The following is a 13788-nucleotide window of genomic DNA, read 5'->3' as shown; positions in this document are numbered from 1 at the left end:
TTGCAGGTCGATATTTTTTGGTAAGATAAGAACAGACGTATTAGAGGAGGATTGAACTATGGCGATTCAAGTACAAGAAACACCGAATCCAAATGCACGTAAATTCACAACAGAATCCATGATTTTTCAAGGGGATGGCAGTGTATCCGTTATGCCAGGGCAAACAAGTGAGCATAAGATTATGAATGACTTGATGGAGCTGGATGGCGTAGATAACGTGTTCGGATTCCAAAACTTTATCACTGTCAATAAGCTGCCTCAGGCCGATTGGGATGAACTGAGCGATAAAGTGAAAAGTACATTAGAAGAATACGGTTATTAAAACAAAACCGCCATACAATATTGTATGGCGGTTTTTTCTTTATTCTGCTGACTGGAAGGTCTCCAATGGAATATAATTTACATTTGTAGGGGCACCATCTTCGGCGCTTTCTTCAAACAGAGTTAAAGTTAAAGTACCAAAATCCGGCAAATCATCTACAGGAATATTAATCTCAATTTCAAACGAGGACCAGGAAGGGGCCCCTTCCTTAACTTGGGAAGCTGTCGGTTCAACTTGAACGTTATGCCCGTCTTCTACACTATACATGAAGCTCCCTTCATAAACTCGTGCTTCCCCTTTGACTACATAAGTACCATTTTCACCAGTTACGGTAATGTCTCTAAATGCCTGCCCATCCCCATCATGCTCTGATGTTGGGACGTTGTCCTCATCCGTATCTTGGCCATCTTGTTCTTCTTCACCTTCTGGTTTATCTTCAATAGTGAATTTCTGTGTGACTTGAAAAGGAGTTGCTTCAATGGGTTGATCATTAATCGTATTTACAAGGAAAGTCATAGTAGCCTCGTATTCCCCGGGTTCTTCAATTCCTGTCCATGTCTCCTCTACATCAAACCGATCACCTTCAGCTAACTCTTCTGTCGTCAACTGTTGCGTAAACATTTTATCAGCGGAAAAACTGTAAACCTCTTCGCCCTCTTCATTGGTTACTTTAATGTCATACTTTTGACTGGATGTGAATCCTAAGATGATCGGTTCCTCCCCGTTATTTACAAGGGAGAAATTAAAGGCAGCTGTATCTTCTGTCGTATCAATCGTTGCGTCCATTGCCACCTGATCAATTAAAGCTTCCATATCAACTTCTGCTTCCTGATTGGATTGTTCTTCGTTCATTTGGTCCTCCTTCCCTTCACCATTAGCTTCATTATTTGAATCATCTGTACATGCTGCTAACAATAGCATCAAAGTCCCTAATAAAATGACTAGAAACTTTTTCATATCGCCACTCCTTTATCATTTCCATTTGTTTAATCAGTCGTTGCCGCTTGGAAAAAGTTACATCATTAATCATCTCTTCGGAAAAATCCAAAAATCCCCGTTGTTTGAACAATGTTGGTAAAGGCTTGCGGATCAACTTCCTGAATGATGTGCTGCAAATCATATAACTCATATCGTGTAATTACCATAACCAGCATGTTTTTATCTTGTTGGGTAAATGCCCCTTTGGCTGGTAGCGTAGTAATACCTCGAACCATATGACCATGAATAGCTCTCTCCAAATCGGCAGCCTTTGAAGTAATAATCATAGCCGTTAACTTCTCATGTCTTGTATGAACAGCGTCGATCACTCTTGTCGTCACATATAAAGTCAGTAACGTATACAAAGCGTTTTCTGGTTCATATAAAAGACCCGCAATCGCGATAATGGCACTATTAAGAATAAGAAAATAAATGCCAATCGGTCTATCCTTCATTCGCGAAAGTACCATCGCTACTATGTCGAGGCCTCCTGTAGATGCCCCCCACTTGAGCGTAATTCCAACACCCATACCACCGATTACACCACCGAAAACAGCGTTTAATATGATATCTTCAGATAATTGCTGTACGGGGATTAACTCTAGGAATAATGTAGTAAAAGCAACAGACAAAGCACTGTAAACGGTAAAACCTCTCCCTACTTTTAACCAACCTAGAATAGCCACGGGTATATTAAGTAAGAATAAAAGAATACCCGTACTTACGGGAATCCCGGCAAAATCATTCAATATACTTGTAAGCAATTGGGCAACCCCAGTAAACCCACTCGCATAAACATTGGCTTCAATTAAGAATAAATTCAGTGAAACCGCATTTAATACGGCGCCGAATATAACAATCAGTATTCGTTTTATTTCAACTGTAAACACAAGCAGCCCCCTTTACCTTTTTTCATCTATTCATTTTTATCACCGTCATGGAGTAAAATCAAGATAATATTGGTAGATTCATGTAAGTTTCGTCAGAATATCGCAGTTGGTTTATTTTGACTATCCAGCAGATTGTGCCTAAACTAAAGGTACAATCTAAAAACAGAAGGTGACGTAAATGCATGTACAAGTATTATGTGATTCTGCGAGTGATTTGAACCATGACGTGCTGGAAAGACAATCTGTCCGGTCCCTCCCATTAAAAGTCATTTTGAATGGGGAGGAATATGAAGACGGCATCGGTATGGCACCAAGTGATGTCTATAGCAGAATGCGTAACGGTCAAGCCCCTAAAACAGCACAAGTGTCTCCCCAGGCTTTTCGAGACATGTTCACCCACTATGCTGAAAAAGGACAACCGTTCATTTATTTCGCTTTGTCTTCTGAACTATCAGGTACATATCAGACAGCTAAAATGGTTGAACAAGAAGTAAAAGAGGCATATGAGAATGCTCAATTTGATGTTATCGATACCAAAGCCGCCTCTCTAGGCTATGGACTTGTGGTATGGAGAGCATCAGAACTTGCCAAAGAAGGAGGAAGTTACAAAGATATACTCGAACTTGGTCAATATCATGCCGCGCATATGGAACATATCTTCACAGTGGATGATTTAGAATACTTGCAGCGAGGCGGCCGCGTCAGCCGCACAGCCGCCTTTGTAGGAGGTTTACTTAAAATTAAACCCCTCTTACACATGGAGGAAGGTAAACTTATTCCCCTTGAAAAAATCCGTGGCTCTAAAAAAGTGTTAAAAAGAATGTTGGAAGTTATGGATGAGCGTGGAAAAGACCTCAAAAACCAACGCATGGCGATCAGCCATGGCGATGATCAAGAACGGGCTGAAAAACTGGCCGAAATGATAAAGGAAAAATACGGGACCGAAGAGATCCACATTGATTTTGTCGGCGCAACCATCGGCGCCCATGCCGGACCAGGGACCATCGCCCTTTTCTTCCTTAACGACACTTATAAATAAATATTCCCAATTATATGAAACCCTACTCCCATAGTTACGACTAATGATATAAGTGCAGAAGTAAGCCTTTCGAGGATCTGGATTGACCATTCAAATGGTAGAACCTTCTGCTCAGTTAAAGTCTAATTAGAGGGGGTCTTTTTTATGGAGAACAAAAGAAAACGGATCTTTCTTTTGTTCATTTTTATCCTTGTTTTTACGGCTTGCAGTAACAATAACGACGGTGAAGAAAGCAGTAATGAAGCCGAATTTGAAACACTGAAAGACTCAAGTGACGAAGCGGGACCTAGTGAAACCTCCGAAAAAGGCCTTTCCGAAACAGCGGCCTCAGCAGAAACCGAAGAACAAGCGCAGAATCAAAAAGAACAGATGATCATTTACGAAGCGCACATTGATCTGGAAACCAAAGATTTCAACCAATTTGAGAAGAGCCTTAAGGAACAAATGAATGAAATGGACGCCTATATGGTAGAAACAAACATACAAAAGAGTGACCATGGAAATAGACAAGGCCATCTTCGCATTCGTGTTCCCCAACCAAACTTTGAAACATTCTTAAATGCGGTTGAAAACATATCAGGTCATATCCAGTCAAGAAACATCAACAATCGAGACGTCACAAAGAATTATGTCGACCTTGAATCCCGCTTAAAAGCGAAAGAAGAGATCGAAGCTCGTTTGCTCAGTTTTCTCGATCGGGCAGAAGCTACGGAAGACCTAGTAAGGATCTCTCAAGATTTGGAGCGGGTTCAATCAGACATAGAATCTCTCAAAGGAGAAATGAATTATTTAGAAAATCAAAGTGATTTTTCTACCATCACCATTTCTTTCACTGAAACAAAAGTAATGGTAGGTGGAGTGGACCAACAGAATTTAGACACATGGGATAGAACAAAGCAAGCATTTGTCAGTAGTGTGAATGGGATTGTAACCTTTGCCTCTTGGTTATTCATCACAACCATTGGTTATTCTCCGTTTTTAATTCCACTTCTTCTCATTGCGTGGCTGTGGTGGTGGAGAAAAGCAAAAAAACAGGATACATGAATTAAATACGGTATACTCCCTTAGCTGGGGCGTTTCCCTGTATAATACTCGCTACGGCATACCTCCCCAAGCGAATCAATAAAAAGGAAAATTCCCCATAGGAAAAACGCTCCCTATCTGGGAGCGTTTTTCCTATCATTTCTCTTGCTTGCGGTTTTTTAAACTAATCCAAACGACAGCGATGACAAAGAGAGCCAGCACTCCGCCGACAAACCCAATAAATAACCAATTATATCCGCTGTTCGCTTCAACGATGAAGACATCAGCTGTTTCACGTTCCATCCCCAGCCTGTAACTTCCATCACTTCGTTGGCGTACTAGTCCGTCGTGGAGTAAGCCTCTTAATTGCAGGCCATCTTCAAGCTCTTCCAGAGACATGGATTTCGTTTCTTCTGAATTATTTATAGCAATAACCATTTGCTGTCCGTCATACTCACGTATAAAAACAGCAAGACCTTCCTCATTATAAAGTTCTTGATAGTCGCCTCTCGTTAATGCAGGAAATTGCTCCCTCATCGAGGATAACTTCTCGATCCGTTGCTTTAGTTGTTCATCCCCTGACTTGAAATTCATCATGGGTAGATTTTGAGGATCTCCCCCATCGTCCATAGGCGTTTCCGTTCCATAATACACGGACGGTATGCCAGGAGCAGTAAACATATACGTTAAGGCAAGCTTCCATCTGGTTATAGGATTTTGTCCTTCTTCAACAGCTTCATGAGTAAACCGGGAGATATCATAAAAATCTATTTGGTTGACTTGTTGATGGTTTTCACCCGTTTCCAGGTCATCCAAAAATTGTCCTGCTTTGCGGAATGCCTTTCTTGCCATATTTCTAAAACTATTGGATTCCTGAATAGATTCTATGTAAGTATTTGGAGAATCATCTAAAGGAAACTCTCCTGAAACAGGGTCACTCACAATGATTCGGAACCCATCTACACCTGTTTCTTCCCGCCAATAATCCATTGTTTCCTTGAAATAATTCTGTACGGCTTCGTGGTTCAAGTTTACTTGTGGCAATTGATTGAACCAAGGATGTTCACTTTCTACAGGATTCCCTGTTACCCAAGGGGATTTAGTTTCGTCATTTACCCATGGATGATTTTTAGATATAAAGCCTGCAGGTAAATCAAAGATGACTTTCAAATCACGTGCATGGGCTTCCTCTACAACTCTCTCGGCCTCATCCATAGTGCCAAAGTGTTCTTCCACCTTTCGGTAATCCGAAACCTGAAATCCATGGAACCCCCCCTTTTCATTTTCCATAATCGGAGACAATTGTATGGTCGTAAAGCCCATTTCTTTTATGTAATCCAATTGATCCACAATCCCACTCAAGTCTCCACCATGATAGGCTTTGGGGTCCTCAAGGTCCACTGCTTCGTTATTACTCATTTCTCCATTCATAAATCTATCCACGACAATATAATAAATACTTTCATCCTGCCACTGCTGGTCTTCCCTTTCTGCCGCATCTGCAGTAAAGTTAAAAGATAGCAGGAACGGGATAAACGCGATAAACACAAGCGCTTTTTTCATCCTCCGCCCCCCTTAAGAATATCTTAACTATTCTAGCGTAGCCCTTTCTGTATTCACCCGTCAATCTTCCATGTTAATCTCTTTAAAAAAAAAACATAGACCCATGAAGGCGAGTCTATGTTTAGAAGTCGATCCTATGATAAGTTTCCATCATCCTATGATTATGATGATCAGAGCCATCCACATTCCCACTGCGGAAGATAGGCACCTCCACCTCATACTCTTCCATCTTTTCAATAGTCCTTGTCAATAATGCATGTAACACGCCAGCCCCCAAAACCGAGGAAACAGGAGAATACGAGTGGTATTTACTATTCATAATTACATCCCCAACGGGTACGTTCATATCTATCACATCTTCCACCACATCCTCAATTCTCTTATTACTTTCATGTCTTGAAGGTTGGCTCGTTCCATAAACAAGGGAAGTAAGAGCAGATGTATAAAGACCTTTCTGTTTCCCGTATACAGCAGTTTCAATAGGCGCAGGGTTTCGACCTGATGTAGAAATGACCAGTAACGCATCTTTCTCTTGCAGGTCTTCTTTTTCTAAATATTTGTGTACAAACCCTGAGGTTCTTTCATTTTCGCTGGACTTTTGAGCACCTTTATGAAGCATTAGTGGCTCAATGATAATCGGACGGACCGGGACAAGACCACCTGCTCGATAATAAGCGTCCTGAGCCAAAAGACTCGAATGCCCGCAGCCGAACGTATGAATAATCCCTCCTTGTTGGAGACAACGAACGAACCGTTCACTAATCCGCTCAAATTGTTCATGCTGAGCCGACTCCATTTCTTTTAATTGTTTAGAAACTTTCGATAGATAGCCCATCACAGCCTCCTTTAGTGCTATCGCTCAATATCACTAATAAATGAATAACGATCTGCTCGATAAGTGGATCGGACAACCTCAAATGGAATTCCCTTACTTAATAAACTGCTCCTTTCAATGTGGAGGACAGGAGATTGAGGGAGTATGTCCAGGAGATGAGCCTGCTCTTCATCGGCCGCTCTCGCTTCGATCATTTGACGCGCGTGACTTATAGCCATGCCCAGCTCCTGCTCAACATAATGGTAAATAGATCCTTTGGCAATTTTCTCCGTTAAACCTGGGAGAAGTTTAACCGGCATGAAAGTCGTTTCAATGGCCATCGGTTTACGATCTGCCATTCGTATCCTCCGAACGCAATAAATTTCTTCCTCGTCTTTCAATTTTAATTTCTCCCGAATTTCACCAGGAGCTACCATCGCCTCGAAAGCAATCAATTTACTGCTCGAGGACATCCCTCTCTGCCGCATATCCTCTGTGAAACTGGTTAACCCCTTTAAAGGCTGCTCAATTTTTCTTTCAGCAACAAAGGTCCCTTTTCCTTTTTCCCGATAAAGCACACCAGCATTAACTAAGTTTGTTACGGCTTGTCTCACTGTCATACGACTTACTTGAAAGCGTTCAGAAAGTTCCCGTTCCGAAGGTATGAGCTCACCCACGCCAAATTCTCTCTCTTCTATTTTTCTTTTTAGGTATTCTTCAATTTGATAGTACAAGGGTAAAGGGAGGTCTTTATTTAACAAACGAACTCATCCTTTCCTTTTGACTTCCGCATAAGCATCTTCATCCACAATCAATGTTATATCGGAGTGTTCTTTCAAAGAAGAAGCCGGGAACTGCTCATCAAGATAACCATTGATTAATTGATCAATGGCTTGAGCTTTACGCTCTCCAGATGCCAGCAGGACTATTTTTTTACTTTTTAGAATGGAACGGATCCCCATCGTAACAGCCATTGTCGGCACATCTTCCATGGATTGGAAAAATCGAGCGTTGGCTTGTCTCGTTGAATCAGCCAATTGAACGACATGGGTTTCACTTTGAAACGGTGTACCTGGTTCATTAAACCCTATATGACCATTTTCGCCAATCCCAAGTAACTGTAAGTCCGGAGGGCCAACCTGTTCGATCACTTTTTCATACCGTTCACATTCGTCTTGCAAATCAACCGCTTTTCCATTAGGGATATACGTATTCTCCAAATTAACATTGATCGAACGAAAGAACTGTTCATTCATAAAGTGACGATAACTCTGTGGATCCTGTGGACCTAAACCTACATATTCATCTAAGTTCAATGTTGATACGTGACGATAATCTGTTCGTCCTTCTTTATAGCCGGCGATCAATTCTTTATATGTGCCCAATGGTGTGCTTCCTGTCGCTAATCCTAAGACAGAGTCGTGTTTAACCATCACTTGTTCTTCGATGATTTCACACGCCTTTTTACTTAACTGATCATAGTTGTGTACCTCAATAATTTTCATTCCGATCACCGCCTTTTGTCATAACTGATTATCCCTTTACATATTGTCACGAGGACATTTCCACCCTCGTCTAAAATGACAAGGTCTGCGTCTTTCTTTTCGGCTATACTTCCTTTACGATGATAAACACCAAGCTCCCTGGCTGCATTGGCGGAAGTGATTTGAACAAGCTCTTCCCTATTGACTCCGACAAAGTCCTGCATTTTCTGTGCTGCCTCTTCAAGAGTTAAAATACTCCCTGCCAAGGTACCATCTTCAAGTCTTGCTTCCCCGTTTTGAACACGGACACTTTGCCCGGCGAGATCATAAATTCCTTCAGGAAGACACTTCGCACGCATCGCATCAGTGATTAATACCGTCCGCTTACTACCGATCATTCTATAGGCAAGTTTTACGGCTTCTGGGTGCACATGAATGTGGTCAACAATCATTTCTACCCACAATTCCGGATTTGTAAATGCTGCCCCCACAAGCCCCGGCTCTCTGTGATGCAGTCCACTCATCTGATTAAACAAATGAGTGACGTGACTGGCCCCATGTTTGACAGCTTCATTCGCCGTTTCCAAAGTAGCGCTGCTGTGCCCTAACGAACAGACCACACCTTTTCCGCATATCTCCTTAATGAATTGGAGAGCCCCATCTGTTTCAGGGGCGATCGTTACAAGCTTTATATGATTTTCGCTCTCTTTTTGCCATTTATGAAAAAGCTCCAAGGAAGGCTTAGCAATATGTTCGGGAGGTTGAGCTCCTGCCTTCTCTTCAGAAATGAACGGTCCTTCCAGATGAACACCGAGAACCTCTGCCTTCCCTTCTCTCTTTTGACTCTCGATATATTCCCCGGCATTTTTTAACGCACGAGAAATGTTTTCTTTGGATTGAGTCATGGTAGTAGCAAGGAAACTTGTCGTTCCTTCTTTGGGTAACTGTGTGGCCAGACCGTCCAAAGCTTCAGGTGTGGCATCCATCACATCGTGGCCGTTTGCCCCATGGATATGAACATCTATGAAACCTGGAACAAGAGTAAGATTCTCTCCTTTTCCATCGATGACATGAGTCGCATGGGTCCTATCCTTTTCTTTTGAGATTTTTTCTATGGTTCCATCTTTGATGTACACCGTTCCATTTGGAATCGTCTCCTTTTCGGTCACAATGGATACGTTGGTTATCATTAGATCTCCCACAATCCAAACCTCCTTGCGCTAGTTATTGATTTTAACAAATCCTGTTTCCCCTTGTTCCATTTGACCTTCTTTTAATAAATCCACATCCAGGCCTTCTGCATTTGTGAAGATGATAGGCGTTACAATAGAAGGGGCGTTCTCTTTCACAAATTCAAGATCTACTCTGAGTAATGGGGTTCCTTGTGTGACCATTTGTCCCGACTCCACAAGGGCTTCAAATCCTTCTCCATCCAATTTAACTGTATCCAGGCCAACATGAATCAATACTTCCAATCCATTTTCCATTTCTAATCCAATGGCATGTTTAGTCGGGAATACCTGAATAACTTTTCCTGACACAGGCGAATGAAAAATCCCTTCAGATGGATCAATCGCAAATCCTGGCCCCATCATTCCTTGAGCAAATACTTCATCAGGAACTTCAGATAATGGGAGAACCTTTCCGGACAGAGGCATAGCAATGTCTGTATCATTCAACGTTCGTGCTGAATCTCCCTCATGAGTATTCTTTGATTCTTCGTCTTTTTCCGTTTTAGGTGGTGTCATGTTTCCTTGCTGCATTCGTTTGGACATCGCATCCGCGACAAATTCAACAGAAGTTCCTACAATAACTTGTAGATTCTTTTTACCAAGTTTCATAACCCCACGTGCCCCATTACGTTTTAGATCCTTTTCATTGATCTGTTCTCTATCTTTCATTTCTAAACGTAATCGTGTTGTACAATAATCCAGGGTCTCGATATTTTCCGGGCCTCCCAACGCCACTAAGTAATGGTAGGCTTTTGTATCGTAATCACTTTCTGGCGCTTCCTTTTGCTCCTCTTCCATCATGTCCTCTTCTTCTCTGCCTGGTGTCTTAAGATCCAGCTTAACGATTAGGAAGTAGAAAACTACGAAGTAAATAACCCCCATGAACAATCCAATAAGAACAAGAGTGAATGGGTTTTGTGCAATATTGTAATTCAATAGATAATCAATCAACCCTGCGGAAAAACCAAAGCCATGCTTCACATCAAATACAAATGCAAGTACCATCGACACCCCTGTCAACAGGGCGTGTACAAAATAAAGTAATGGCGATAAGAACATAAACGAAAATTCAATAGGCTCCGTAACTCCGGTTATGAATGAAGTCAAACCAATACTTAAAAACATCCCGCCAACTGCAGCTTTTCTTTCTTTCTTAGCCGCGACATACATAGCCAGACAGGCAGCTGGTAAACCAAACATCATAACAGGGAAGAATCCAGCCAAGAAATAACCAGCAGATGGATCGCCATTCAAGAAACGGTTAATCTCACCACGGACAACGTCTCCTGCTTCTGTTGTAAATGTACCAAAATCAAACCAGATCAATGCATTCATGACATGGTGTAAACCTACAGGAATAAGCAGGCGGTTTAGCACCCCATAGACCCCGACACCAAGTTCTCCAGCATTCAAAATCCAATTAGCTGTCGTGTCTAATAGGGCCTGTGGATAAACCCACAAATACCCAAATACAAACGATAATACGACCATTAAAGCAGAAGTGATGATCGGCACAAATCTTTTTCCTCCAAAGAAGGAAAGAAAGTCCGGGAATTTCACATCATTATAACGGTTGTACAGCATACCTGCTGCTACACCCGCGATAACTCCTGCAAACACTCCCATATCAATATCCGCATTGATCGCTTCGATGCCACTATCAAGGACCAGGTATCCAATGGCACCTGCTAATGCAGCCGCACCGCTTCCATCCTTAGCAAATCCCATCGCAATCCCGATCGCAAATATCAGCGCAAGATTTTCTAAAATGCCGTTCCCAGCGGCAGTAATGAATGGGATGTCTAACATATCTTCCATTCCTAATCGCACAAGCAAAGCCGCAGCCGGCAACGTGGCGATTGGAAACATCAATGACTTACCAATTCTCTGTAAAAAGCTTAACATTATTGTACCTCCTTCGTTGTGAAAACGTTTTACTGAAGCTATATTATCACCATGAAATATAGTTGTCTATACCACTACTAAAAGTTTGAATATTCTAAAATACACTCCCTTCTATTCTTGCTTATATAAATAGGCAGGGAAAACAGGCTATTTCTCTCCCGAAGCCATTTCGAAAATATAATGTTATCTTTTCCATAAACAAAGAAAAAATTAAAACCGCCCTGAAAAAGGGCGGTTTGCTTAAAAAGTAACCTTATAGGTTCTGAGCCAGTGATCAATTTGGCATAAATGGGCAATTAACTGAGGACCAGTCATGAGTTGACCAAACCAGGGAGTATCTATAGATTTCCCTTTGGAATCGTTCAATTTCCGGACTTGCTCACGATCAAAAAGATCGAATAACGGAGCATTCGAATCCGAAAGAATGTCGTCCATCCACGTGCAAACGGCTTTCGTGTAGTCCGGGTGGAATGTTTTAGGGTACGGATTCTTTTTCCGAAAAAGGACTTTATCAGGCAAAATCCCACGCAGAGCCTGGCGCAGCAGACCTTTTTCCTGATCATTATGGAACTTCATGCTCCATGGTACATTCCAGACATATTCCACAAGACGGTGGTCACTGAAAGGCACACGCACCTCCAGACTCGCTCCCATACTCATACGGTCTTTACGTTCTAATAATGTTTGCATAAACCAGTTCATATTTAAATAAGACATTTGCCGATGTTTTTTACTATCCTCATTTTCACCGGAGAGCAACGGTGTTTCACTAACGGTTTCCTGATAGCGTTTTAACATATACCATTCAATATCTACCTGGTCTTTTAAATCATTTCGAACGAGGGAGACTCGTTCATTCAGAGAGCGAATCCACGGAAACCCTTTCCGGTCTTTATCTTCTTTTCGGTAAAACCACGGGTAACCTCCGAAGATTTCATCAGCACATTCACCAGAGAGTGCGACCGTCACATGGTTTTTGATTTCTTCACAGAACCACAACAGCGAAGAATCTACATCCGCCATACCCGGAAGGTCCCGAAGTTCAACAGCACGCTTCAATCGGCTGACAAGATCCTCTGTTTTCGCCTCCATAATCGAATGCGTGGTTTGATTTTGATCACTCACCAATTTGATAAAAGCTTCATCGCGATCGGGTTGAAAGGCATTTTTTTTGAAAAACTTTTCTTGGTCTTTATAATCAATGGAAAACGTCTGAAGGCTTCCCAACTGATCTTGTTTATATTTTTCTGCTGCTACAGCCGTAATGGCACTAGAGTCGACTCCACCAGATAAGAAAGTGCCGAGTTTTACATCAGAAACAAGCTGCCGCTGTGAAGCATCCATAAAGAGAGCACGGACACGAGCGACGGTTTCATCGAAAGAATCTTCGTGTGGCTGACTCTTCACATCCCAATATCTGTCGATTTTCAGTTTCCCTTTTTCATATACACCCCTGTGTCCGGGACGAATCTCATTAATTTCTTGAAAAATCCCTTCGCCAGGAGTCCGGGATGGTCCAAGAGATAAGATTTCATGAAGGCCATCACGATCTACAGTGGATGATACTTCAGGATGCGCCAGAATGGCTTTCATCTCAGAAGCAAACATCACACCATGCCCTCTATCACTGTAAAATAGTGGCTTGACCCCCAAACGGTCACGGGCAAGAAACAGGCGCTCACGATTCTTTTCCCATACACTGAAAGCAAAAATTCCGTTCATATAGTCAACACACGATGCTCCCCACTCCATATAACTAACAAGAACGACTTCCGTGTCTGAGTGTGATTGAAAGGTCCATCCCTTTGCTTTCAGCTGGTCTCTTATCTCATCTGTATTGTAAAGCTCACCATTATAGCATAAAATATACTCTTCATCCCGAGCCTTGCGGATCATCGGCTGCCTTCCTCCTGCTGGGTCAACGACGATTAAACGTTGGTGACCGAAAGCAGCCGGTCCTTCGATCCATTTCTGATATTCGTCCGGCCCTCGGTGCTGCAACGTGCTTGCCATTTGGTCCAATATGGAACCTTTTTCATCCATTTTATGTGCTTCATCGATCCATCCGACAATACCACACATCTAGCCTCACCATCCTTTTTCTTTACAAAATGCGCAAGACACGGTACAAGCGCTGTATTCTTTTATTAAAAAAACCATCATGACTCACTATATGACAGGGACGTTTTCCTTATGAAACCCACCAACACTTTCCCTGAGTCGTTTACAAAACTATTCGCTTCTAATGGACTAGTTGATTGTTGAATTCGCCCTATCATTCTAGATCATGGAGCCGAATAGAAGCTCACAATCAAACGGGTACCGTCTAGATACTGGACTTAGACATCCTTTCCAATTGAGCCTTCTCCCGTACCTAAGCCTAAAAAGGATAAACGAGAAGAAGCATGCTTAAGGTTGTAAGATTTAATAAATCTTACAAAGGTGTTGACATATAAACTGAGAATGATTATCATTATAATTGATAATAGTTATCACCGTTATCCCCCCAAATAACGGACGAATATCAGACACAAAATT

Annotated in this window: 12 protein-coding genes; 3 read left to right on the top strand and 9 right to left on the bottom strand. The window is 42.0% G+C overall.

Annotated elements, in window-relative coordinates:
* The first annotated feature begins 58 nt into the window (after nucleotides 1–58).
* Nucleotides 59–322, top strand: coding sequence for a NifU N-terminal domain-containing protein (locus BLW54_RS13770; RefSeq protein WP_035510155.1), 264 nt, complete (start codon nucleotides 59–61; stop codon nucleotides 320–322).
* Between the two features lie 39 nt (nucleotides 323–361).
* Here the strand turns inward: BLW54_RS13770 and BLW54_RS13765 are convergent, their stop codons facing one another.
* Nucleotides 362–1279 carry a BsuPI-related putative proteinase inhibitor gene (locus BLW54_RS13765; protein WP_051744230.1) on the bottom strand — a complete coding sequence of 306 codons (918 nt, stop codon included), beginning with the start codon at nucleotides 1277–1279 and terminating at the stop codon, nucleotides 362–364.
* 65 nt (nucleotides 1280–1344) lie between these two features.
* Nucleotides 1345–2190 (bottom strand): YitT family protein, encoded by an 846-nt coding sequence (locus BLW54_RS13760; RefSeq protein ID WP_035510154.1) that lies wholly within the window; start codon nucleotides 2188–2190, stop codon nucleotides 1345–1347.
* A gap of 178 nt (nucleotides 2191–2368) precedes the next feature.
* Between BLW54_RS13760 and BLW54_RS13755 the strand changes: the two genes are divergently transcribed.
* Together BLW54_RS13755 and BLW54_RS13750 are read left to right on the top strand one after the other, a co-directional pair.
* Nucleotides 2369–3229, top strand: a complete 861-nt coding sequence (locus BLW54_RS13755) for a DegV family protein (RefSeq protein ID WP_035510152.1) — start codon at nucleotides 2369–2371, stop codon at nucleotides 3227–3229.
* 144 nt (nucleotides 3230–3373) lie between these two features.
* Complete coding sequence (locus BLW54_RS13750) at nucleotides 3374–4273, top strand: DUF4349 domain-containing protein (RefSeq protein WP_035510150.1); 900 nt, start codon at nucleotides 3374–3376, stop codon at nucleotides 4271–4273.
* Between the two features lie 135 nt (nucleotides 4274–4408).
* On the opposite strand, the gene BLW54_RS13745 is transcribed toward BLW54_RS13750, so the two are convergent.
* The 7 genes from BLW54_RS13745 to asnB all read right to left on the bottom strand — a co-directional run bounded on the left by BLW54_RS13745 (nucleotide 4409) and on the right by asnB (nucleotide 13332).
* Entirely contained in the window at nucleotides 4409–5815 is a 1407-nt protein-coding gene (locus BLW54_RS13745; protein WP_035510149.1) for an alpha-amylase family glycosyl hydrolase, read from the bottom strand.
* 121 nt (nucleotides 5816–5936) lie between these two features.
* Nucleotides 5937–6650: a sugar isomerase domain-containing protein gene (locus tag BLW54_RS13740; protein ID WP_035510147.1), complete on the bottom strand. Its 714-nt coding sequence runs from the start codon at nucleotides 6648–6650 to the stop codon at nucleotides 5937–5939.
* A 17-nt stretch (nucleotides 6651–6667) separates the two neighbouring features.
* Entirely contained in the window at nucleotides 6668–7390 is a 723-nt protein-coding gene (locus BLW54_RS13735; protein WP_035510145.1) for a GntR family transcriptional regulator, read from the bottom strand.
* Nucleotides 7391–7396: 6 nt separating this feature from the next.
* Nucleotides 7397–8134: a glucosamine-6-phosphate deaminase gene (gene nagB / locus BLW54_RS13730; RefSeq protein WP_035510143.1), complete on the bottom strand. Its 738-nt coding sequence runs from the start codon at nucleotides 8132–8134 to the stop codon at nucleotides 7397–7399.
* Between the two features lie 5 nt (nucleotides 8135–8139).
* On the bottom strand, nucleotides 8140–9315 hold the full coding sequence (nagA, locus tag BLW54_RS13725; protein ID WP_316245392.1) for an N-acetylglucosamine-6-phosphate deacetylase: 1176 nt from the start codon (nucleotides 9313–9315) through the stop codon (nucleotides 8140–8142).
* 18 nt (nucleotides 9316–9333) lie between these two features.
* The gene (gene nagE / locus BLW54_RS13720) at nucleotides 9334–11250 is read right to left on the bottom strand and encodes an N-acetylglucosamine-specific PTS transporter subunit IIBC (protein ID WP_035510141.1); all 1917 of its coding nucleotides are present in this window, start codon (nucleotides 11248–11250) and stop codon (nucleotides 9334–9336) included.
* A gap of 240 nt (nucleotides 11251–11490) precedes the next feature.
* The gene (gene asnB, locus BLW54_RS13715) at nucleotides 11491–13332 is read right to left on the bottom strand and encodes an asparagine synthase (glutamine-hydrolyzing) (protein ID WP_035510139.1); all 1842 of its coding nucleotides are present in this window, start codon (nucleotides 13330–13332) and stop codon (nucleotides 11491–11493) included.
* Between the last annotated feature and the right edge of the window lie 456 nt (nucleotides 13333–13788).

Source organism: Halobacillus karajensis (assembly GCF_900108515.1).
Lineage (GTDB): Bacteria > Bacillota > Bacilli > Bacillales > Halobacillaceae > Halobacillus > Halobacillus karajensis.
Note: the sequence above shows the minus strand (reverse complement) of the source record. Positions and strands in the feature narration are given on the sequence as shown.